The following is a 23397-nucleotide window of genomic DNA, read 5'->3' as shown; positions in this document are numbered from 1 at the left end:
CCCTGCCCTGCATAATGCGCGAGCCTGGCGTTGATGCGCGACGCGACCTCTGGCGCAAGATGGCGGCACTCGTAGCCGCTTCGTTGACGTTCGCCTGCGCGCGCGCCGACGACGCAACGTCCCCGCCTTCCATCGCATTGTTCTATGGCGCGCCGGTGCCGGTCGGGCAACTCGCGTCGTTCGATCACGTCGTCGTCGAACCGGACAGCGGCTTCGATCCTGCCGCGCACGCGCCGGCTTCCGGCCAGGCAAAGTGGCTGGCCTACGTGAGCGTCGGCGAGGTGACGCCCTCTCGCAGCTACTTCAAGGACATGCCGCCGGCATGGCTCAAGGGCAGCAATGCGGCGTGGGCGTCGCGCGTCATCGACCAGACCGCGCCCGGATGGCCGCAGTTCTTCGTCGAGCGCGTCATCGCGCCGTTGTGGGACAAGGGCTATCGCGGCTTTTTTCTCGATACGCTGGACTCGTATCAGACGATCGCCACGACCGACGACGAGCGTGCCCGCCAGCAAGCCGGACTCGTCGCCGTCATTCGCACGCTGAAGGCGCGTTATCCCGAGGCGCGGCTCATCTTCAACCGTGGCTTCGAACTGATGCCCGATGTGCACGATCTGGCCTATGCGGTCGCGTTTGAATCGCTGTATCGCGGATGGAATCAGGCGAAGAAGCGTTATGTCGCGGTGCCCGCAGCGGACCGCGACTGGCTGCTGGCGCAAGCCCAGACATTGCGCGAGCGCTACGGCCTGCCGGTGCTATCCATCGACTACTGCCCGCCTGCGGACCGCGCCTGCACGAACGACGCGATCCACGAGATCAGCGCGCAGGGCATCATTCCGTATGTCACCGACGGCGCTTTGCAGACCATCGGCACCGGCCCGGCACGCGCGCCATCGGCGGCGAGCGAAAGCGCCGCGCCGCTGTCCGCATCCGATACCGCCGCCCGGCGCGACGTGCCGCGCACGATCCTCGTCGTGCAGAACGTGCAGCCCGGCGCGAGCCTCAACGTGACCGCCGGCGTGCGCTACGTTTCGATGCCGCTCAACTGGCTCGGCTACCGCGTCGAGTTCGCGGATATCGCAAAGCCGCTGCCCGAGGGCGACTTGTCGAGCCGGTACGCGGGCATCGTCATGTGGCTGGACTCGCCCGCGCCGGATCGCACGGCGTTTCACGACTGGCTCGAAACGCAGGTGGATCATCACGTGCCCGTCGCGATGCTGACGACATTCGGCATCGACATTCAGGGCGATCTCGCGCAAAAGCTCGATCTCGTGCCCGTCGCGGGCCGGCCGGGCAATCGTTTGCGCGTCGAGTCGATGGACACGTCGATGATGGGCTTCGAGATGAAGCCGCAGCCCGATCCGCACGATACGACCAACGTGCGCGCCGGCCCGCGCAGCCATTCGCTGCTCAGGCTCGCATCGGCGGATGCGGGCAACGACTTCGCCATCGACGCCGCCGCGATCACGCCGTGGGGCGGCTACGCGATGCGCCCGTTCGCCGTCTTCGACATGCGGATGGCAAACGAAGCGCGCTGGGTGCTGCAACCGATACGCTTCTTTCGCGCGGCGCTGCGCCTGCCCGACGACATGCCCGCGCCCGATCCCACGACGGAAAACGGCCGGCGTCTTCTGATGACGCATATCGACGGAGACGGCCTCGCCTCGCGCGCCGAATTCGACGTGAACGGCGGGCCGATGAAGGTCTCCACATCCGCCCCGCCGCAGTATTCCGGCGATGCGCTCTACAAGGTGATCCGTCAGTTCGGCCTGCCAACGACCGTGTCCGTCATCGAAGGCGAGATCTCCGACGACGGCCCGTATCCGAAGGATGCGCCGCGCCTGCGCGCGATCGCGCGGGACATCTTCGCGCTGCCGAACGTCGAGATGGCGAGCCACACGTACACGCATCCGTTGCAGTGGATGCGCGTGACCGGCCTCGGCAAGTCCGGCGGCGACACCGACACGGCCGAGGGCGGCAGCCGCGCGAACTACAACGGCCTGTCCATCGACATTCCCGGCTACCGGTACGACACCGACCGCGAGATAGCCGGGTCGATCCGCTACATCGACCGCCTAGCGCCCGCCGGCAAGCGCGTGAAAGTGCTGCTGTGGAGCGGCGACTGTCAGGTGCCCGCGCCGGTCATCGCGGCGGCGGACAACGCGGGCGTCTACAACATGAACGGCGGGGACACGCTCATCACGAAACGCTATCCGAGCTGGGCCGCCATTGCGCCGCTCGGCGTGGACAAGAACGGCTTCTTTCAGGTGTTCGCGCCGAATCAGAACGAGGAGGCGTACACCGCGCTCTGGCAGGGTCCGTACTACGGTTACCAACGCGTGCTGGAAACGTTCGACATGACCGAGCGCCCTATCCGCTTCAAGCCGGTCGATGTCTATTACCACATGTTTTCGGGCACCAAGTACGCGTCGGTGAAGGCGTTGTCGGACGTGTATCGCACGCTGTCGGCGCAACCGCTCATGCCCGTCTACGTCTCCGAATACGCGCAAAAGGTGCTGGACTTCGAGCGCATGGATATTTCGCGCGACGGCGATTTCTGGCTCATTCACGGCAGCGGCGCGCTGCGCACCGTGCGGCTGCCCGAAGGACGCGCGCCCGATCTCGCAAGCGCCGAGGGGGTGGCGGGCTATTTGCCGGGGCCGGGCGGCGTGTATGTGCATCTGACGGGCGCCGACGCCCGCTTTCGCGTGATCGATGCCGCGCGCGCCGCGAAGCTGCCCTATCTCGCGGAAGCCAACGGCGTGATCGATCACTTCGCGCGCACGCCGCGAGGCTTCTCGTTCGATCTCGCGCCGCACGCCGCGCCGCGCTTCGCCATCGGCGGCGAGGCGCGCGCGAACGCTTGCATGGTGAAGGCGGATGGCCGCCCGCTCGCGCCCGGCATGTCTCAGGGACGGCGCGTGTATTCGCCGTCCGGCTCTGCTCACGCAACGAATTCCGTTCATGTCGATGTCGTCTGCGCAACCTGACCGCCAGCGGCTTTTCTCGCCGTTCGTCGTCGCGGCTTTCGGGCTGCTGGTCGCGCTCATGCTCGTGCTCGCGTTTCCTCGCGAGCGGCTGGAAGAGCGGCTGCTCGAAGGCCGCCAGGTCGATACGCTGACCGTCGCTTATCTCGAAGCGTGGCTGCGCATCGAGCCGAACAACGCCGAAGTCCTGACCGAGCTGACGCAGGAGTATTTGAAAGCGCAGCGCATCGCGGACGCGCAGAAAATGCTGCGCCGCCTGTCCGTTTCGTCCGATCCGCAGGCGCAGTCGAGCGCGCTGCGCACGCGCATCGACCTCGCCGAGGCGCAGGCTTATGCGCTGAAGCCGGGCGATCCGGCGCGCGCGGCGCGGCTTGCGGAACTCGACGCTCTGCTCGCCGAGGCGCTGGACAAGCCGTGGGATGCCGCGCAGATGGAAACCTTCGCGAAGAAGGCGCGCGCGCTGAACGACAGCGCGCTCGCCGGGCGCTACTACGAGCGGCTCGCGCGGATGGAGCCGGCGCAGGCGCCGCGCTGGCTCGCTGAGGGCGCGCGACTGAAGCTCGCCGCGGGCGACTACGCCGGTGCCGCCGATGCGTTCTTCGCGGCGCAGGCTCACGCCGCGACGCGCGAGGACGAGCGACGCCTATACCTGTCCGCGTTGCAGGCGTTGCAGTCGGCCAACCGTCCCGCCGATGCGTTAGCCGCCGCCGACGCGCATCTCGGTTCGCTCGCGCGCGACCGCGAGACGCTGCGCTATCTGACGCGGCTCGCGCTCTCGGCGGGCCGACCGGATATCGCGGACCGCTACGCGCGACGCCTGCTCGACATGTCGTCGCGCGAGCGGCGCGACGGCGGGCCGAGGCTCGCGGGGTGGCGTGGGGGGCGCGAGGCGGTGAGGTTGGCCGAGGGCGCGCTGAACGTGCGGAACCTGCGGAACCTCCGGAACGGGGCGAGCGTGGGAAATACAGTGATCGCAGGGAACGCTCTGCTCGTGGTAAGTCCGGGGGACGCGGGAAGCGGGCTGAACGCGGCCGATGCGACAAGCGCGAGAAACCCAGCCAGCCCAGCAAACGCAGCGAATGCGAAGAGCATGCAAAATGCAGTCTTTGCGGTGAACGCTTCGCTCGCAGTGGGCGCAGCGCACGCGGGAAGCGTGCTGAATGTGGGAACTGTGGGGAACGCGGCCAGCGAGACGAGCGTGGTCGGCGCGGCGGACGCAAGGAGCGCGAAAAGCGCGATGAGCGCCGGTAGCGTGGCTAGGGCGACGAGCGCGAGAAACGCAGCGAGCGCGGCGACCGCGAAGAGCATGCAGCATGCAGTCTTTGCGGTGAACGCTTCGCCAGCAGTGGGCGCAGCGGACGCGGGAAGCGTGCTGAACGCGGGGACTGTGGGGAACGCGGCCAACGAAGCGAGCGTGGTCAGCGCGGCGGAGGCAAGAAGCCCGAGAAGCGCGGTGAGCGCCGGTAGCGTGGCTAGGGCGACGAGCGCGAGAAACGCAGCGAGCGCAGCGAACGCGAAGAGCATGCAAAATGCAGTCTTTGCGGTGCACGCTTCGCCCGCAGTGAGCGCAGCGCACGCGCGAAGCGTGCTGAACGCGGCGACTGTGGGGAACGCGGCCAACGAAGCGAGCGCCTTGCGCGCGAGCTACGTGGCGAGCGAAGCGCCTGCGATAAGCGCAGCAAGAAAGACGACGAACGCAACGAAGCTCAGCACCGTTCTGTGCACACGCGCCTGCATGACCGGCCGCGCCCGGAACGCCTTCTCGATCCTCCGCGTGGCGAATCAGGAACCGTCCGCGCCCATCGAAGCGTCGGACTACGAACTCGGCTTCAAGGTGTTCCTTGCCAACGGCGATCTCGCGAGCGCGCAGCGCGTCGCGCAGGACGCAGTGAAGAGCGACCCGGCATCGACCGAATGGCGCGAGCGGCTCGCGCAGGTCGCCGAGTGGAATCACGCGCCCGATGTCGCGCTCGCCAACTATCTCGCGCTCGCCCGCGCGCGCAACGACGAGCGCGACTGGAAGCAGGTCCAGCGCCTCGCGCCCGCGCTCGGCGACAACGACGCGATGCTCGCCGCCGCCATCCACGAATCGGACCGCGCGCCGGGCGACACGAAGCAGCTCGACCGCGTGGTGAGCGCGTACGAAGCGCAGGCCGATCCCGACGCCGCCCTGCGCTTCCTGCAAGCCCGCGCGAACGGCGCCTATCGCCGGCCGGTGCTCGAACGTTACGCCCGGCTCGCCGAACGCAAGGGCGACGACGACCTCGCCATCGCGACCTACGAGCGCCTGATGCGCGAGTTCGGCCCCGACTCGGCGTACGCGCTGAAACTGAGCCTGATGTACTACACGCGCACGCAGTTCGACCGCTCCCTCGCCGTGCTCGATTCGGCAAAGCGCCGCGCTCCCGCATCGGATGCCGACTTCTGGCGCTTCTACGCGATGCTCGCGACCGTCGATCAGCAGGACGGCAAGGCGCGCGAAGGCTACGGCAAGCTCGTGCAGGCAGGCATCGCGACGCCCGACGATCTCTCCGCGATGGTGTCGTTGTACGACAATCAGCCGCTCGAAGCGGGCCGCATCGCGGAGTTCGCGTATCGCAAGACGGGCAACGAGCGCCTGCTCGAACTTGCCGTCTACGACTATCTGCGGGCGCGCGCGACCGGCCGCATCCGCGCGTTGCTCGCCTCGCTCGATCCGGCCTCGCTCGCCGCAGCCGAGCGCTCGCCGCGTTTCTTGCTCGCTCGCGCGCAATACCTGCGTCGCGCGGGCGATCCCGACGGCGCGCTCGCCGACACGCGCGCGGCCGCCGCGCTTGCTCCGGGCGACGACGAGGCCCGCGCCGCGCTCATCTGGGCGCTCAACGAACGCGGCAGCAATGCGGAACTGCGCGCGACGCTCGCCCGCCACGCCCGCGACGCCGAGCGCGACAGCACGCTCTGGGCGCCGTATGCGGCGTCGTATCTGCGCCTGGGCGACGCACGCGGCGCACTGCACATGATGCACAAGGAAGCCGCCTCGCGCCGCGACGACCCGCTGTGGGCGCTCGGCTATGCGGACGCGCTGGAACTGAACGGCCGCATCGACGATGCCTGGCGCGTGCGCAACGCCGTGTGGAAAAAGCAGATGGCGCAGCGCGCGGCGGGCAAACAGCCTGTGACGCTCGACGACGAGCAGCGCGAAGACCTGCGCGCGCGCATGGTCGGCCTCACGGATCAGTTCGCGGGCGGCGACGCGTCGCGGCAAGTGCTGATCGAACTGCTGCGCGCCGATCGTGGCGACAGTGCAGGCGATGAACCCGCGCCACCGCCCTTCGCCTTCACCGATGACGCGATGCAAAGCGTCGCGCATCGCGAAGAGAAGCGGCGGCGCGTGTACTCGGCGGTGGCGCGCGAGGCCGCGCTCGGCTGGCTGCAATCGCACGACGCCTACGACGCCGAAAGCCTCTGGCTGCTGCGCCAGTACATCGACAGCGCGACGCGTCCCGTATATGCGGAAGTGACCATCGCGCTGGCCGAGCACGACCGCGCGACGCTGAACCGCCTGCTCGATACCGAAGCCGACTGGATTCCGCGACAGAATCGCCTCGACGCCGAAGCCGTGACCGGACGTTTCGGCGACGTGCAGACGCATGCATACGAGCAGCAGTTCGCGCTGCCCGACGACGAAATCGTCAATCAGATTCTGCGCGAGCAGTTGCTGCGCAACGCGCAGGCCATTGCGCCGCGCTTTCGCGTGGTGGAGCAAGGCGGGCTGTCGTACACGGAGGCGGGCATCGGCGCGGGCTTGCGCTTGTCGCCGACGCAATCGCTCGCGCTCGATTACGCCGATCGAAACCAGCACGGCGACGCCTCATTGCCGAACGTGCCGCGACACGACCGCCAGTTGTCGCTCGCGTGGCGGCATCTCGGACTCGACGACACCGAGCGCGTGAGAGTCGGCCGGCGCAACGCGCTCGACGACTTCACCACTTTCCGCCTCGACGGCACGCTGTTCGAGCAGCAGAACCTGAGCTTCAACTACGGGCTCGGCTTCAATCAGATGGCGACCGAAACGAGCCAGCTGATCGTCGGCGGCGTGAAGCATCTGGCGAGCGTGGGCGTGAACTATCGGCCGGACCCGCATGTGTTCGCGGGCGGGCGCGTGGAATATGCGCGCTTCTACGGACAGGACAAGTCGTTCCTCGGCACGGGCGCCGTCGCGGACTTCAACGCGGGCTACAAGCTGCGCGTCGATTATCCGGACTACACCGTTCGCGCCGTGCTTACGCACGGGCAGTACAGCGCGTCGGGCAATCCGGGCGGGCAACTCGCGCGTCTGTTGCCGGCGGGCGCGCCGCTCATCGCGCAGCACTTCATGCCGCAGACGTTTACTCAGGAAGGCCTGCTGTTTTCGTTCGGCGACGATCTGGAAGAAGGCTACACGCGGGCGTGGCGGCCGTTCTTCGCCGCCGGGCCGATCCACGATTCGAATCAGGGCTGGACGGCGCAGGTGCGCGTGGGACTGGCGGGCAGCGTCTTCGGCAACGATCAGGCGACCATGTATTACGAGCACGCCGGCGTCACGTCCGGCCGCACGCAGGCTTTCACGGAGTACGGCGTGCGCTATCGCTGGCTGTATTAGCCGCGGTCGCGTCACGGGCATCGAAAAACGAGGCAAGCGGAGCACACATGAAAACGACACGACAATTCGAACGATGGGCGGGCCTCTTGAGCAGCGTGTGGGTCGCGCTCGCGCTGAACGCCTGCGCGGTGGTGGATCGCAGCGACAACGCCAGCGCCCCGCTCGACAAGAACGCGAGCTGGACCGTGCTGCCGATTACCAATCGCACGGAAACGCCGCAGGCGGGACTGCGCGCGTCGGCCATCGCGCAGAGTCTGCTGACATCGGGCGGCGTGGCGCTCACGCGCTATCCGGATAGCGGCGACGAGGAGACGCTCTTCGATACCGCGAAGCCCGGCATCGATACGAAGGCGCTCGCATGGGCGCGCTCGCAGAACGTGCGCTATGCGTTGACCGGCACGGTGACGGAATGGCGCTACAAGGTCGGCGTGGATGGCGAGCCCGCCGTGGGCCTGACCTTCGATGTCGTCGATGTCGCAAGCGGCAAGGTCGTCTGGAGCGCGGCGGGCAGCCGCACCGGCTGGAGCCGCGACGCGCTCTCGGGCGTCGCGCAAAAGCTCGAAAAAGAGCTGCTCGGCGCGTTGACGAAGTAACGCCATGAATACCGTGGACGGCAAACCGCAGGCATCGGCCAAGCCGGGCGGCGCGGCGCGCCCGCGACGGCAACGCGCGGCACAAAGCGGGCAGTCGGTCTCGCGCGACATGCCGTGGGCGCGCGTCATCGCGCCTTCGGGCATTTCCGGCAGGCGGGCGGCGTTCATCGCGATGGAAGTCGCCATCGCGACCGTCGTCATGGCCGGCATCTGCTGGCTCGTCGATCCCGCCGATCCGCTGCTGCTGCGCACCGGCTTCGGCTGGGTGTGGCTGCTGCCGGTCGTCTTCGCGCTGCGCTACGGCACGCTCGCCGGCATGGCGAGCGCGCTCATGCTGCTGCTCGCGTGGTATGTATCGGACGCGGCCGGCCCGCCTCGCCCGCACGCGGTATTTCCCGGCAGCTTCTTCTTCGGCGGATTCGTGCTGACGCTTCTATGCGGCCAGTTCGGCGATATCTGGATCGGCCGTCAGCGGCAGGCGCGCATCGCCAACGACTATCTCGCCGAGCGTCTTTCCATTCTCACGAAGAACCAGTTCCTGCTGCGCCTGTCGCATGAACGGCTCGAACAGGACGTGCTCGCGCGCCCGGCCACGCTGCGCGATTCGCTCGCCCGCCTGCGCACGCTCGCGCTCAACGACGAGGACGACGGCCCGCTCATCGGCGCGGCGCGCTTTCTGAAGACGGCCGCGCAGGCGTGTCAGCTGGAAACCGCGAGCCTCTTCGTGTGGAACGGCAACACGGTGCAGACGACGCCGGTCGCGAGCGTCGGCGAACCGTTCACGCTCGATCTCGCCGATCCGCTCGTCGCCGAGGCGCGCGAAACGCTCGCGCTCACGCATCCGGAGTCGCGCGGGATATCGGGTGCCGCGGGCGCGGAAGCGAACACGCGCTACCGCGCCGTCGCGCCGCTCCTCGATGCAGGCGGCCGGCATGTCGCGCTGCTCGTCGTCGAGCGCATGCCGTTCCTCGCGATGACCCGCGACAACCTTCAGTTCCTGCTCGTGCTCGGCGGCTATTACGCGGACAGCGTGCGCCACGCCGAGATCAGCCGTTCGGTGTTGCAGGCGTTCCCGCGCTGTCCGTACGACTTCGCGCTGGACTACGCGCGCCTCGTGCGCCTCTTGCGCGATACGGGCGTGGAGTCGTCGCTCGTCGCGCTCGTCTTCGACGCGAGCGAGCTCGGCGTCTCGCTGCACGAACACGTGCTGCGGCTGCGGCGCTCGCTGGATGCGCAATGGCCCATCTTCACGGCGACACAGCGCGTCGTGCTTACGCTGATGCCGCTCTCCGGCGAAAGCGCGGTCGCGGGTTATCTGCTGCGCATCGAAGAAAACCTGCGCGCGCAGTTCGGCACGGACTTCGAATCGGCCGGCGTCGCGACGCATTCGATGCGTCTTTCCGCCGATTCGCCGATCGACGCGCTGCATCAGTTCCTGAGGCTGTGTCATGCCGACGCGTGAACGCCCGGTCCATCGCGTGACGGCGTGGCTCGCGTGGCTCGCCGCGCTGTTCGGCGTCGCCGTGCAAATCGGCATGTTCGTGCTGGCCTCGCGCGCCGGGCCGCCGACGCGCGTACTGCTCACCTGTCTTGCCGCGCAGGCCGTAGCGGCCACGCTCCTCGCGTTCGCGTGCTGGCGGACGCTGCCCGCGCGCTATCGCTCGAAGGGCACGTGGTGCTATCTGTGGCTCTTCGTGTTCGCGGTGCCGGTGGGCGGCGCGCTGGTCTCGGTCGGCGCGATGGTGCTCGCACTAGCGTTGCCGCGCCGCGTGGCCGCGAAGGGCATCGCGTACGTCGAGGAGCCGGAGTTCGCGACGCATCTGATTCCGCATGTGTCGTACGGACGCGGCGCGCGCCTCAAGGCCGAGTTGCAAAACGCGGAAGCGGCGACGTCCCTGCGCATGACGGCGCTGCTCGCCATGCAGTCGATGCCCGCGCACACCATCAGTCCGCTGTTGCGCGGCATGCTCGCCGATCCGCTCGACGATATTCGCCTGCTCGCCTACGGCATGCTCGACAGCCAGGAGAAGCGCCTCACGCAGCGCATCCTCGCCCAACGCCCTCGCCTGGCCGAGCCGCTCACGCCGCGCGAGCGTTACGAAGTGAACAAGACGCTCGCCGAACTGTACGGCGAACTGATCTACGCGCATCTCGTGCAGGGCGACGTGTATCGCAACGCGGCGGAGCAGGCCGATGCCTACGCCGCCGCCGCGCTCGATATCGAACCGGCGGACGCGGCGCTGTGGCGCATGCGCGGGCGGCTCGCGCTCGATCGCGGCGATCTCGACGCCGCCGACATGCTGCTCGAACGCGCGATTCAACACGGCTTCGCGCGCGACCGCATGCTGCCTTATCTGGCCGAAGCCGCGTATCTGCGCGGCGACTTCGCCCGCGTCAAGACGCTTCTCGGACAGATGAGCCCGTCCGCGGTCCTGCCCGTCATGAAGCCCGTACTCGACTACTGGCGCGGCTCGCTCGCCACGCTGCGCAAAGGCGCCTCATGAACGCAAACATCGCCGATATTCCGCCAACATCGTGGCCCGCGTTGACGACGACGCTGCCAAAGGCCCCGCGCGCCGACGTCGTGCTGCTGCTCGAAGGCACGTTCCCGTATGTGAGCGGTGGGGTGTCGAGCTGGGTCAATCAGATGATCCGCGCGTTTCCGGACCTGAGCTTTGCGCTGTGCTTTCTCGGCAGCCGTCCGCAGGATTATCCGAAGGCTTCGTATGCGCTGCCGGAGAACGTCGTGCATCAGGAGAATCACTTTCTCTATGACTTCGCCGCCAACCCCGAAGTGGCGAAGCGCCGCGGCGATCGGGCGGCCTTCGCGCAATCGGCGGAACTGCACGAAGCCATGCGCAATCCCGCGATGCGCGCCGCGGCCGGCTCCATGCTGCGCGACATGCTCAAAGACCTCGCGCCGGACGGCCGTCTCTCCGAGAGCGAGTTCCTCTACTCACGCGAGGCGTGGAACTACGTGACGGAGCAGTATCGCGAGCGATGCACCGACCCTTCGTTCGTCGATTATTTCTGGACCGTGCGCGTGATGCACAAGCCGCTCTGGCTGCTCGCGCGCATCGCCGACGGTCTGCCGGATGCCGGCGTCTATCACACCGTATCCACCGGCTATGCGGGCTTCCTCGGCGCGCTCGCGCACTATCGCACGGGCCGGCCGTTGCTCGTGTCGGAGCACGGCATCTATACGAAGGAACGCAAGATCGACCTGTTCCAGAGCCAGTGGATACGCGACAACCGCAGCATCTTCGAGCGCGACGTGTCGCAAGTCGGCTACTTCCGCGATCTGTGGGTGCGCTTCTTCGAAACGCTCGGGCGCGTGTGCTACGACGCGGCCGACGACATCATCGCGCTCTACGAAGGCAATCGCCAGCGGCAAGTGGCCGACGGCGCGCCCGCGCAACGGACGGCGAGCATTCCGAACGGCGTCAACCTGCCGCGACTCGCGCCGCTGCGCGAAAAGCGCGCGCCGGGCGTGCCGAAGACGCTGTGCCTGATCGGGCGCGTGGTGCCGATCAAGGACATCAAGACCTTCATTCGCGCGATGCTGACCGTGGTGCGCAAGGAACCGCTCGCGGAGGCGTGGATCGCCGGACCTGAAGACGAAGACGTCGAATACGCGAAGGAATGCCGCAGTCTCGTCGAAAGTCTCGGGCTCGAAGGCAAGGTGAAGTTTCTCGGCTTCCAGAAAATCGAAGAACTGCTCCCGAAATGCGGCGTGCTGGTGCTCAGTTCCATCTCCGAAGCGCTGCCGCTCGTGGTGCTCGAAGGCTTCGCGGCGGGCGTGCCTTCGGTGACGACCGATGTCGGCTCCTGCCGACAACTGATCTACGGCCTGCCCGGCGAAGACGCGGCGCTCGGCGCGGCGGGCCGCGTCGTGCAGATTGCCGATCCGCGCGCGCTCGCCGACGCCGCGCTCGATCTGCTCGACGAGAACAACTGGCGCGCGGCGCAGGCGGCAGGCATCGCGCGAGTGGAACGCTTCTACACGCAGGAGCGGATGGTCGGCGCGTATCGCGTGCTGTACGAGCGGCTCATCGGCGACGAAACGCGCGCGAAACAATAAAGGATACCTAAACGTCATGGCGGGAATCGGCTTCGAACTGCGCAAGATGCTTCGGCGCGACACGCTCGTCGGGCTGATGCAGGCGTATGCCTACGCGGGCCTCATCAGCGCGGGACCGTGGATTCTGTCGATCATCGGCATGCTGCTGATCGGCATTCTGAGCCTGCCGTTCGTGCTGCCGACCGGACTCATCACGCAGTTCCAGGTCTCGGTGACGTACCTCATTTCGCTGTCGCTCGTGCTGACCGGGCCGCTGCAACTCGGCTTCACGCGCTTCACCTCCGACCGCCTCTTCGAGAAGCGCGCCGACATGGTGTTGCCGAACTATCACGGCGCGGCGCTCGTTTCGACCGTCGCCGCGACGCTGCTCGGCGGCATCGCGGTCGTCTTCCTGTTTCGCGATCAGTCAGCGGCGTACCGTCTGCTGATGCTCGCCGGCTTCGTCGTGATGAGCAACATCTGGCTCGCGACCATCTTTCTGTCCGGCATGAAGCAGTACATGTCGATTCTGTGGGTGTTTTTCATCGGCTATACGCTGACGGCGGGCGCGGCGATCACGCTGAACGTGTTCGGCCTGACAGGGCTGCTCGGCGGCTTCGTGTTCGGGCAGACGGTGCTGCTCGCGGGCTTGCTCACGCTCATTTATCGCGATTACACGAGCGACCGCTTCATCGCGTATGACTTCTTCTCGCGGCGTTACCGCTATCCGACGCTGATGGCGACGGGCTTTCTCTACAACCTCGGCATCTGGGTCGACAAGTACATGTTCTGGTACGCGCCGGGCACGGGCCAGACGGTCATCGGGCCGTTGCGCGCGTCGATCATCTACGACATTCCCGTGTTCCTCGCCTACCTCGCGATCATTCCCGGCATGGCCGTGTTTCTGATGCGCATCGAGACGGACTTCGTCGAGTACTACGACGCGTTCTATGGCGCGGTGCGCGAAGGCGCGTCGTTGCAACACATCGAGCGCATGCGCAATGCAATGGTCGAGGCGCTGCGCAATGGGCTCTACGAGATTGTCAAGGTGCAGGCGACGGCCGCCCTGCTGCTTTTCGCGATCAGCGCGACGCTGCTCAGCTGGCTGCGCATTTCGACGCTCTATTCGCCGCTGCTTTATGTCGATGTGATCGCCGCGAGCCTGCAAGTGCTCTTCATGGGCGTCATCAACGTGTTCTTCTATCTGGACAAGCGGCGCGTGGTGCTGGCGCTCGTCGCACTGTTCGTCGCGTCGAACGTGGTGCTGACGGGACTGACGCTCATGGCGAATCCCGGCTGGTACGGCTTCGGATTCGCGGGATCGCTGCTCGTCGTGGTGCTCGCGAGTCTCGTCTGGCTGGATCGAAAGCTCGATTCGCTTGAATACGAGACCTTCATGATCCAGTGAGCGCGGCTAGCGCGAGTCGAGGCGCGCGTTGATCCGCCCGGAGCGGAAAGCGTCCACCACGAAATCGACAAACACGCGCGTTTTCGGCGGCAAGAGCTTCTTGCTCGGATAGTACAGACTGATCGCGCCGAGCTCGGCGAACCAGCCCGGCAACAGGCGCATGAGGCTGCCTTGCTGGAGCCAGCGCGCGGCGTGCGGCATGGGAATCAGCGCGATGCCGAGCCCTTGCATGGCGGCGGCGGCCATCGCTTCGGGGTCGTCGAAGATCAGGCGCGTGCGATGCCGGACGAGACACTGCTCGCCCACGGCGTTGCGCAGCTTCCACGCGAAGACGCGCCCCGACGACACCGAACGGCGCGCGATGCCGTCGAACGCTTCGAGCTCGGACGGATGCGCGGGCATCGGCTTGTCCGCCATGTACGCGGGCGACGCCACCACGATCACATGCGCCGGCGCGAGCTCGCGCGCCACGACGCCTTCGTTCAGTTCGATGCCGCCGCCGATCGCCGCGTCGTAGCCCTCGCCGATGAGATCGACAGGCCGGTTGTCGAAATGCACGTCCGGGACGATGGCCGGGTAACGGTCCAGAAATTCGCCGAGGATCGGCACCAGATACTCGCGCCCGAAACCGACGCCGACGCTCACTTTCAGCGTGCCGGACGGCGCGCCGTTTTGCTCCGCCGCGTGCGAGACGGCATCGCGCAGCGCGTCGAACGGCGCGCGCACTTCCTGATAGAAGCTCTCGCCGCTGTCCGTCAGCGTCAGGCTGCGCGTGCTTCGATGAAAGAGCCGCAGCCCGAGTTGCTGCTCCAGCCGCGCGACGTTCTTGCTGACGCCGGCCGGCGTCATCCCGAGCCTGCGGGCCGCCGCCGAGAAACTGCCGGTCTGCGCCGTGACGACGAACGACTCCAGAAAGTTGAACGATTCCACGGCGCCCTCGCCTGATACTGCCGGTTGAAACTGCTTGCCCGCATTATGCGCTACCGGGCGATGAATCCGACGGCCATACTGGCTTCACTTTCAACCAACCAGCAGGAGCAGATCATGGCAAACAGTCTCAGCGGCAAGATTGCTTTCGTCACGGGCGGCGCGCGCGGCATCGGCGCGGCGGTCGTCAGCCGGCTCGCGGCCGAAGGCGCGGCAGTCGCGTTCACCTATCGCGGATCGACGGCGCAAGCTTCGGCGCTCGCCGCGAAGATCGAGGAAACCGGTGGCCGCGTGCTCGCGATCCAGTCCGACGCCGCCGACGCCGACGCGCTGACTCGCGCGATCGATCAGGCCGCGCGCCACTTCGGCAAGATCGACGTTCTGGTCAACAACGCAGGCGTGCTGTATCTCGGCCCGGTCGATGCCTTCTCGCTCGACGACTTCGACAAGACCGTGGCCGTGAACGTGCGCGCCGTGTTCGTCGCGACGAAAGCGGTGCTGCCGTACATGCCGGCTGGCGGACGAATCGTGAATATCGGCAGCACGAACGCGGATCGCATGCCGTTCCCGGGCGGCGCGGCCTACGCGATGAGCAAAGCGGCGCTGCAAGGTCTCGTCAAGGGTCTCGCGCGCGATCTCGGCCCGAAAGGCATCACGGTGAACAACGTGCAGCCCGGCCCGGTCGACACCGACATGAACCCGGAGCAAGGCGAGTTCGGCTCCGCGCTGCACGCGCTGATGGCCGTGCAACGGCACGCCAAGGCCGACGAAATCGCCGCAATGGTGGCGTACGTCGCGGGTCCGGAAGCGTCGTTCGTGACGGGCGCGAGTTTGATGATCGACGGAGGCTTCAGCGCGTGACGGTGAGCTTCGCTGGCATCGAAACGTAAGGGCTGCGTAGCTAATCGTCGGCGTTGCGTCGGCGTTGCGTCGGGCGGACGGAATCTTCGCGTAAGCCTCGCGCGAAGCGGTGGTTGGACGGAACGGGAATGGCAGCTTACGGGCACGCGTCATGCGTCGCGGCATGGCGCTTCTCGCCCGTTCCGTTCAACCACGAAGAGGCTCGTTCATGAAACCGATTCGCCCGCGCTACCGCTCGCGCCTGGCCACGGCGCTTTTCGAGTGGCTCAATCCGATTCCATATGGTCTCTTCGTCGGCACGCTGATCTTCGACATCATCTATGCGATCAACGCCGTCATCTTCTGGGCGAAGGGCGCGGCGTGGCTCGTTACGGTGGGCCTGCTCTTCGCGATCATTCCGCGGTTCATCAATCTCGGTCACGTCTGGTTCGGCGGGCGAGGCACGGTCACGAGCCTCGAACGCACCGACTTCTGGCTGAATCTGCTCGGCATCATCGCGGCGGTGGTGAACGCGTTCGTTCACTCGCGCGACGCCTACGCGATGGTCCCGCTCAGCGTCATCCTCTCGGTCGTCACGGTCGTCCTGCTGAGCGCCGGGCAAGTGATGCTGGCCTTCGACAAGTTCAACCGCTTCAATCTGCCGGAGGCCGTCCGTGAATAACATCATGCGCACAAGCCTCGTTTCGATGGCCGTTGCGACCTGCCTCGCCGGATGCGACGAGCACGCGTCCTACGAATCGCAGCAGCAGGCCGGCGCGAATCCGCCGCTGCCGAACGCGCGCAACTTCCTCGCCCCGCCGATGCAGGTGCCGAAGCACGTCGGCTGGAAAAGCGGCGAGACGCCCAAGGTTGCGGACGGGCTGAAGATAGAAGGCATCGCGTCGGGGCTGGAGCATCCGCGTCAGGTGTACGCGCTGCCGAACGGCGATATCCTCGTGGCGGAATCCAGCAGTCCTGACGAAGAGCCGGTCACGACGCCCAAGCAGCTCATCGCGGGCATGGTGCAGACGCGCTCGGGCAAGGAAGCGAAAGGCGGCAACCGCATCACGCTGTTGCGCAAGCCCGCAAACGGCAGCGGCGAATGGGAGAAGCACGTCTTCATCGACCATCTGCATTCGCCGTTCGGCATGCAATTGGTCGGCAATACGCTTTTCGTCGCCGATACCGACGCGATTCTCGCGTTCCCGTATCAGACCGGCGCGACGCATATCGACGGCACGGGCGTCGAGCTTACCGATCTGCCGAGCACCATCAACCATCACTGGACGAAGGCGCTGCTCGCGAGCCCCGATGGCAAGAAGCTGTACGTGGGCGTCGGCTCGAACAGCAACGTCGGCGAGAACGGGCTCGAAGTGGAATACCGCCGCGCGGCCGTGCTGGAAGTCGACATTGCGACGGGCGGCAGCCGCGTGTACGCCTCCGGCATCCGCAATCCGACCTCGCTCCAATGGGAGCCGAAGACGGGCAAACTCTGGGCGGTGGCGAACGAACGCGACGAGATCGGCGCGGATCTCGTTCCTGACTATCTGACTTCGGTGAAGGAGCACGCTTTCTACGGCTGGCCCTATAGCTACTATGGACAGCACGTCGATGAGCGCGTGCATCAGCAAAGACCTGATCTCGTGCAGAAAGCCATCAAGCCGGACTACGCCATCGGCTCGCACGTCGCGCCGCTCGGGCTGCTGTTCTATACCGGCAACAACCTTCCCGAGCAGTATCGCGGCGGCGCGTTTATCGGCGAGCACGGCAGCTGGGACCGTTCGCCGCTCGCGGGCTATGCGGTCGCGTATGTCGCGTTCCAGGACGGCCAGCCGGTCGGCGCGCCGAAGCCCGTCGTCACCGGTTTCGTGTCGGCCGACGAGAAGCAGTTGCGCGGCGCGCCGGTCGGACTGGCCGAGGACAAGGACGGCGCGCTCCTCGTCGCCGACGACGCCGGGAACGCGGTCTGGCGCGTGAGCAAGGCAGGCGGCTAGCGCGTCCTTCGTGCGGAAACGAACACGGCGGGCCTTCGTTTCGAGGGCCCGCTGTCTTTTTTGCGGTCGTTGTCGCCGGTTATTGCGTCAGGTTCTGTTCGGGTACGCGATATCGCGATCACGCGACACCGCGCCCGGATGCTCTCGATCGCGACCAGCGGCCATGCGGTGTTGAAGCCAGTCGCGCGCGAGCACGATGCGCAAGGTACTCATTGCGACCAGCCAGATGAAGCCCGATGCGAGCGCATCGAACAGGCGTATCAGCGTCGTCCTTTTCATTCACGATCCCCGAGAAACGTGCGGTCTTTCGCATCTTTGCCGGCGTGCTTCGTTTTTGTATGGCATGTATCGCGCGGCTGTGCGTTTGCGCTGACGAGTCTAGCCCGGTTGTGGTGTTCGCCGTTATCTCTTTGTCAAGTTGTGAGCGGTCGCGAACGATTCGGCGCCGGGCGCGGGACGGCGGCGCATCTGTATGGCGAATGCGGGTTTCTCCTCACGGCGCATGGGCGCCAAGTGACGCGCGTCGCTTCGCCGTCTATCGGCAGCTCCGACTTCGCCTTCAACAGCGGCCGCTTCTCGTTCCTCCCCATTCTCTCGATCTGCGTTGCATGTACCGTCTTCGCCGCATCTTTCGGACGACGAACCTTAAATATGCGACGCCGATGCGAAATCTCCTACTCCGCTCCGAATTCACGTTAAGATAAATCCGACATTTCTTGTCGAGCTAACGCTTGCTTTTGAGCAGCTTTATCGATCACAAGATCGACACTTCGGATTGCTTGCTAGCCAGCAGTAACGGCGTTCGACTCGCAACCACGCTCGGATATTCAATAGCTCGTTGCTGTTGCGATCGCAAGGAGACCTTGCAGCACGACTTCACAGATGCATAAGAAAACGAGGGGAAGAATGAACAATAAAACCGCATCCGCCACGGCCTATTCCAGATTGATCCGCCCGCTGCGAACCTGCGCCCACGCGATCGTTTGTTGCAGCCTCCTGCCCGGATGCAGCGGGAGCAGTAGCAGCAGCTATGCGACCGTTCCCGCAACGACGGCAGCGCCCGTTGCATCGTCCGCGCCTGCTTCACAGGCCACCGCCGCTGCCACCGGCTACTTGCCGATTTCGATCGAAAGCCTCAGCTATCCGATCAACTTCCTGCAAGCCTTCGGCCCGACGACGCAAGCGGCGCAACAGCGTCTCGTCGGCCGGGTCGGCGCGATGTGGTCGTCGGGTTACAGCGCGCAACCCGGCATTTACTCGATGTCCTACGCCCCCGCGTACCGCCTTTATTTCATGCCCGCCGGATGGACGGGGGCCGGCGCCGACTATCCCGCGACGCAACTCGGCTGGCTGTACTACCACCACCCGGACTGGATCGAATACGGCTCGGATGGCAACGTGCTGTACGAATTCGGCGACACGCGCTATCCGGTCGTGGACATCGCGAATCCCGCCGTCCGGCAGCACCTGTTTCAGTCGATGGCGGATAACGCGAGCGGTTATCAGGCGCTTTCTCTCGACAACGTTAGTGCTGCTAACGTCAGGAACGGAGCCGTGTATCAAGCCGGGCACTATAGCGACACCGTTTCCCCGTGTCCGGCTTCGTTGCGTCCTGCATGTGGCGGAACGTTCGTCACGCAGTACGCATCCGCCGACGATGCAACCTGGAGCGCGGCCAACCTCGACTACATCAAGTATCTCAGCGCGCAAGCGAAAACAGTGGGCCTCGCGACCGTGGCCAACGTGAGCTATCAAGGCGGCGTCATGTGGACGCAGATCGCCGATGCAGTGAGCGGCGTGATCGAAGAAAACGTTCCGCAGCATCAAGGCACGACCTTGGCGAACCGGTGGTACAACGGCTTTATGATCGACGATCTCTTCGCCGCGCATCTCTACAACGCCGAACGCGCGAACCAGAAGTTTTATGGCGCGATCAGTTACCTCGACGGGCACGACACCGGCGGCATGACGCGCGCCGAAGAGACGTGGGCGACCGCATGGCTGCTGCTCATCACGCAGAGCGCGCAGAACTACCTTTCTGCCGGGCAAATCTCTTCGCGCGCGGCGCAAACGTATCCACCGTCGATGGGCGGCTATGTCGACCTTGCGCTGACCGGGACATTGACGCGCGGCAGCGCGACTGTCACGGGCCTCGCCAGCACGCGCGCCCTCGCGGCGGGACTTCACGTGAACGGTGCGGGCATCGCGCCGGGTGCGACCATCGCGACCGTGGACTCATCGACGAGCGTCACGCTAGACACCGCCGCAACCGCAAGCGCAGCGAGCGCAAGCCTCGCGTTCAGCGGTTTCCCGCCGCTGCCGGTCGGCCGGCCGGTTGCGCCGCCGCCGTCGGTCGATCCGTACGCGTCGCCGCCTGCGGGCGCATGCGGCTGGGTGAACGGCGCCAATGCCGGCGTCTGCGCGCGGCAATATGCGAACGGATGGGTCTACATGAATCCGGTCTGCCAATACGACGGCAGCGCGTGCGCGGTTGCATCGACTGCAATCACGATACCGCCTGCCACATCGGGAAGCCGCTGGTACGACCCATACTGCAACGTGGTGGCTGACGGACATTACATGCTCGCGGCGGCAACGGCGCTTGTGATCGCGCGAGGTTCCATAAGCGTGTGTCCCTGGCCGCAATGACGCGTGCGCGACGCATCGCACTACCGTATTCGTATGCCAAAAGACGTCTTATTGTCTGATCAGGCCGCCCGCCAAAACTAAGCCGTTTCGCGCCACGATGCCTTTCCTTAAGGGTTTCGTCAGTTACGACCGGTAGGCTCTATCGCTCAATAAGGTCAAACAAACAAAGCTCAACCCGAGCGGAACCACCATGCCCGCACCCTACGTCGAAAGCCTCGTCAAAATCTCGTGGAAGAACCTATCGCAGCATCGCTTTCATCGGAAGCATGCGCGGGAAGCGCGCGAGGTGCTGCGTAGCATCGAGAGCAGACAGGGCAAAACGAATGCCGGACAACTGCGGCTCGCGGATGCGTACGCGCGCGACGTGCTCGGCGACGCGTGCTATGCACCGTGGCTGCACGTCTACACCGCATTGAACGGCACGTTCAAGGAAGGCTGGATTCCGGACAACTATTACGGCTGGATCGTGGTTCCGAAGATGAAGGGCCTATACGGACAGATGTCGCACTTGAAGCCCGTGTCGCGGCTGCTCTTTCAGGACGACGCGTTCCCCGATCTCGGCTACTACGTGAACGGCATCTTCTACACGGCCGATCACACCGCCATTCACAAGTCGCAAGTCGCGAACTTCGTTTTCAGCACGACGGACAGGATCGCGTTCAAGCTCGATCACTCGATGCAGGGCAAGGGCGTCTTTCTGATGGACCGCAAGGACTTCGATGCCGAGCGCATCAGCCAGCTCGGCAACGGCGTGCTGCAACGCTTCATCGTCCAGCACGCGACATTCGACCAGTTCGCGTCGAAGGCGGTCGCGACGGTGCGCCTGACCACCGTCGTCGACGATGCGGGCCATATCTCGCTGCGCGCCTGTTTTCTCCGCCTCGGCCGGTCCGCGGACACGTACATCCGCCCCGACAGCGAAGTGTGCGTGCCGGTGCATCTGGAGAGCGGGCGGCTCTTCAGCACGGGCTATCTGAGCGACTGGACCCGCGTCGACGCGCACCCCGATTCGAAAATCCGCTTCGACGGCGTGACCTTGCCCGCGTTTTCCAAGTGCGTCGAAAAAGTCATCGCGCTGCATGCAAAGGCGCCGTTCGCGCGCTGCGTCGGCTGGGATCTGACCGTCGATATCGACGAAAACGTGCTCGTGATGGAGTGGAATGCCGAGCACAACGACGTGAAGTTCAGCGAGGCCACGCAAGGGCCATGCTTTACCGATCTGAAGTGGGAAACGTTGCGGCCGATGGCGTAAGCGTCTTTGCGTTATGGGCTGAGCGAATACGTGGTTCATAGTGCATTGCGTCACCGCTTTCGCACCGATCGCCCGTACAATCGTCGCAACGGAGGTCGCACATGCACACATCCACCCGGCATCCCGTCCTGGGATGCATCGCCGACGACTTCACCGGCGCCACCGATCTCGCGAGCATGCTCGTGCGCGGCGGCATGCGCACGGTTCAGACCATCGGCGTGCCCGCCTCGGACACGCGCCTCGACGCGGACGCCGTGGTCGTCGCGCTCAAATCGCGCACGATCGAAGCGGCCGATGCTGTCGCCCAATCGCTCGCGGCGCTCGACTGGCTGCGCGCGCAGGGTTGCCGCCAGTTCTTCTTCAAATACTGTTCGACGTTCGATTCCACCGATGCGGGCAACATCGGCCCGGTCGCCGAGGCGCTGCTCGATGCGCTCGCCGGGCAAAGCGGCGCGGACTTCACGATAGCCTGCCCTGCGTTCCCCGAGAACAAGCGCACGGTCTATCGCGGGCACCTTTTCGTCGGTGACGCGCTGCTCAGCGAATCGGGCATGGAGCACCATCCGCTCACGCCGATGCGCGACCCCAACCTCGTTCGCGTGCTGCAACGGCAAAGCAAATCGAAAGTCGGTCTGATCGCGAGCGATACGGTCGCCGCGGGCGCCGATGCCGTGCGCGGCGCGATTGCCGCCCTGCGGGCCGACGGCGTGCGCCTCGCCATTGCCGACGCGCTGACCGATGCCGACCTGCGCACGCTCGGCGCGGCCTGCGCCGATCTAGCGCTCATCACGGGCGGCTCGGGCGTCGCCATCGGCTTGCCGGAGAACTTCCGGCGCGCCGGACTGATCGAGCCGAACGACAAGGCAGCGGACCTGCCCGCCGTGGAAGGCGCGGCGCTTGTCTTGGCGGGCAGCGCATCGAAGGCGACGAACGCGCAAGTAGCCGAGTGGATCGCGACGCGGCCGGCGTTTCGCGTCGATCCGCGCGCGCTCGCACGACGCGAGCCCGTCGTCGACGAGGCGCTCGCCTTCATCGACGCACACGCGCCGCAGCCGGTGCTGGTGTACGCCACGGCTTCACCCGACGAAGTCAAAGCGGTGCAGCAGGAACTCGGCAGCGCGGCGGCGGGCCAGCTCGTCGAAGATGCGCTCGCCGCCGTCGCCCGCGAAGCCCGCGCGCGCGGCGTGCGCAAGTTCGTGGTCGCGGGCGGCGAGACATCGGGCGCGGTGGTGCAGGCGCTCGGCGTGCAGATGTTGCAGATCGGGCCGCCCATCGATCCGGGCGTGCCCGTGACCGTCAGTGTCGGCGACACACCGCTGGCGCTCGCGTTGAAATCCGGCAACTTCGGCGCGCGTGATTTCTTCGACAAGGCGTTGCGTTACATCGAGGGAGAGCGCGCGTGAGCGACACCGTCATCGCAGCGGCCAGCGACGCGAAGCTGCGCGAGGAAATCTGCACCGTCGGCGCAAGTCTCTACGCGCGCGGCTACACCGTGGGCACGGCGGGCAACATCAGCGCGCGCTGCGAGGACGGCTGGCTCATCACGCCGACGGATGCCTGTCTCGGCCGGCTCGATCCCGCGCAGATCGCGAAAGTGGATGCGCAGGGACGGCACGTTTCCGGCGCGCGGCCTTCGAAGACGCTGGAGTTGCATCGGCGCATCTACGAGAGCAACGTGGACACGCGCGGCATCGTGCATACGCATTCGACGTCGCTGGTTGCGCTGACGCTCGCGGGCGTCTGGAGCGACGAGGACGTGCTGCCGCCGATCACGCCTTACTACGTGATGAAGGTCGGCCACGTACCGCTCGTGCGCTACCGCCGCCCCGGCGACCCGCAGGCGGCGGCCGAGATCGCGGCGCGCGCGGCCGACGTACGCGCCGTGCTGCTGGAGCGGCTCGGGCCCGTGGTGTGGGAGCGCAGCGTCTCGCATGCGTCGTATGCGCTCGAGGAACTCGAAGAAACCGCGCGCCTCTGGCTGATGACCACGCCGCGGCCCGCGCCGCTCGACGATGCCGCCATCGACGAACTGCGGCAGACCTTCGGCGCGCGCTGGTAGCGCTGGTCCT

At 66.2% G+C, this 23397-nt stretch carries 16 protein-coding genes; 14 read left to right on the top strand and 2 right to left on the bottom strand.

Annotated features, from left to right (window positions below; all coding sequences use genetic code 11):
- The first annotated feature begins 59 nt into the window (after nucleotides 1-59).
- From JYK05_RS24360 to pelG, 7 genes are read left to right on the top strand one after another with little or no spacing between them, the layout of a single operon-like run.
- Complete coding sequence (locus tag JYK05_RS24360; protein ID WP_241270136.1) at nucleotides 60-2987, top strand: bifunctional glycoside hydrolase 114/ polysaccharide deacetylase family protein; 2928 nt, start codon at nucleotides 60-62, stop codon at nucleotides 2985-2987.
- On the top strand, nucleotides 2962-7605 hold the full coding sequence (locus JYK05_RS24355; protein WP_206470834.1) for a tetratricopeptide repeat protein: 4644 nt from the start codon (nucleotides 2962-2964) through the stop codon (nucleotides 7603-7605). The genes JYK05_RS24360 and JYK05_RS24355 overlap by 26 nt, the downstream gene beginning before the upstream one ends.
- Nucleotides 7606-7652: 47 nt before the next feature.
- Nucleotides 7653-8198 carry a penicillin-binding protein activator LpoB gene (locus JYK05_RS24350; RefSeq protein WP_206470833.1) on the top strand — a complete coding sequence of 182 codons (546 nt, stop codon included), beginning with the start codon at nucleotides 7653-7655 and terminating at the stop codon, nucleotides 8196-8198.
- A gap of 4 nt (nucleotides 8199-8202) precedes the next feature.
- Nucleotides 8203-9660: a PelD GGDEF domain-containing protein gene (locus JYK05_RS24345; protein ID WP_206470832.1), complete on the top strand. Its 1458-nt coding sequence runs from the start codon at nucleotides 8203-8205 to the stop codon at nucleotides 9658-9660.
- Nucleotides 9647-10702: a hypothetical protein gene (locus JYK05_RS24340; protein ID WP_241270135.1), complete on the top strand. Its 1056-nt coding sequence runs from the start codon at nucleotides 9647-9649 to the stop codon at nucleotides 10700-10702. Before JYK05_RS24345 ends, JYK05_RS24340 begins: the two co-directional genes overlap by 14 nt.
- Nucleotides 10699-12279 carry a GT4 family glycosyltransferase PelF gene (gene pelF, locus JYK05_RS24335; RefSeq protein ID WP_206470831.1) on the top strand — a complete coding sequence of 527 codons (1581 nt, stop codon included), beginning with the start codon at nucleotides 10699-10701 and terminating at the stop codon, nucleotides 12277-12279. Before JYK05_RS24340 ends, pelF begins: the two co-directional genes overlap by 4 nt.
- A 16-nt stretch (nucleotides 12280-12295) precedes the next feature.
- Nucleotides 12296-13666, top strand: coding sequence for an exopolysaccharide Pel transporter PelG (pelG, locus tag JYK05_RS24330; protein WP_206470830.1), 1371 nt, complete (start codon nucleotides 12296-12298; stop codon nucleotides 13664-13666).
- A 6-nt stretch (nucleotides 13667-13672) separates the two neighbouring features.
- Here the strand turns inward: pelG and JYK05_RS24325 are convergent, their stop codons facing one another.
- A complete protein-coding gene (locus tag JYK05_RS24325; RefSeq protein WP_206470829.1) occupies nucleotides 13673-14596 on the bottom strand; it encodes a LysR family transcriptional regulator in 924 nt (307 codons plus the stop codon).
- 114 nt (nucleotides 14597-14710) lie between these two features.
- Between JYK05_RS24325 and JYK05_RS24320 the strand changes: the two genes are divergently transcribed.
- The 3 genes from JYK05_RS24320 to JYK05_RS24310 all read left to right on the top strand — a co-directional run bounded on the left by JYK05_RS24320 (nucleotide 14711) and on the right by JYK05_RS24310 (nucleotide 17427).
- Entirely contained in the window at nucleotides 14711-15454 is a 744-nt protein-coding gene (locus JYK05_RS24320; RefSeq protein WP_206470828.1) for an SDR family oxidoreductase, read from the top strand.
- A gap of 208 nt (nucleotides 15455-15662) precedes the next feature.
- Nucleotides 15663-16115 (top strand): DUF2231 domain-containing protein, encoded by a 453-nt coding sequence (locus tag JYK05_RS24315; protein WP_175945446.1) that lies wholly within the window; start codon nucleotides 15663-15665, stop codon nucleotides 16113-16115.
- A gap of 25 nt (nucleotides 16116-16140) precedes the next feature.
- On the top strand, nucleotides 16141-17427 hold the full coding sequence (locus JYK05_RS24310; RefSeq protein ID WP_371826491.1) for a sorbosone dehydrogenase family protein: 1287 nt from the start codon (nucleotides 16141-16143) through the stop codon (nucleotides 17425-17427).
- Nucleotides 17428-17514: 87 nt separating this feature from the next.
- Here the strand turns inward: JYK05_RS24310 and JYK05_RS24305 are convergent, their stop codons facing one another.
- Nucleotides 17515-17706: a hypothetical protein gene (locus JYK05_RS24305; RefSeq protein WP_175945448.1), complete on the bottom strand. Its 192-nt coding sequence runs from the start codon at nucleotides 17704-17706 to the stop codon at nucleotides 17515-17517.
- 627 nt (nucleotides 17707-18333) lie between these two features.
- Here JYK05_RS24305 and JYK05_RS24300 point away from each other — a divergent pair.
- The 4 genes from JYK05_RS24300 (at nucleotide 18334) to JYK05_RS24285 (ending at nucleotide 23387) form a co-directional block, all read left to right on the top strand.
- On the top strand, nucleotides 18334-20076 hold the full coding sequence (locus tag JYK05_RS24300) for a hypothetical protein (RefSeq protein ID WP_206470827.1): 1743 nt from the start codon (nucleotides 18334-18336) through the stop codon (nucleotides 20074-20076).
- Between the two features lie 190 nt (nucleotides 20077-20266).
- Nucleotides 20267-21328, top strand: coding sequence for a sugar-transfer associated ATP-grasp domain-containing protein (locus tag JYK05_RS24295; protein WP_175945452.1), 1062 nt, complete (start codon nucleotides 20267-20269; stop codon nucleotides 21326-21328).
- A gap of 101 nt (nucleotides 21329-21429) precedes the next feature.
- A complete protein-coding gene (gene otnK, locus JYK05_RS24290; RefSeq protein ID WP_206470826.1) occupies nucleotides 21430-22731 on the top strand; it encodes a 3-oxo-tetronate kinase in 1302 nt (433 codons plus the stop codon).
- Complete coding sequence (locus JYK05_RS24285; protein ID WP_206470825.1) at nucleotides 22728-23387, top strand: aldolase; 660 nt, start codon at nucleotides 22728-22730, stop codon at nucleotides 23385-23387. The genes otnK and JYK05_RS24285 overlap by 4 nt, the downstream gene beginning before the upstream one ends.
- Nucleotides 23388-23397: the final 10 nt, after the last annotated feature.

The organism is Caballeronia sp. M1242, from assembly GCF_017220215.1.
Taxonomy (GTDB): Bacteria; Pseudomonadota; Gammaproteobacteria; order Burkholderiales; family Burkholderiaceae; genus Caballeronia.
This window is presented reverse-complemented; position numbering and strand designations above follow the sequence as displayed.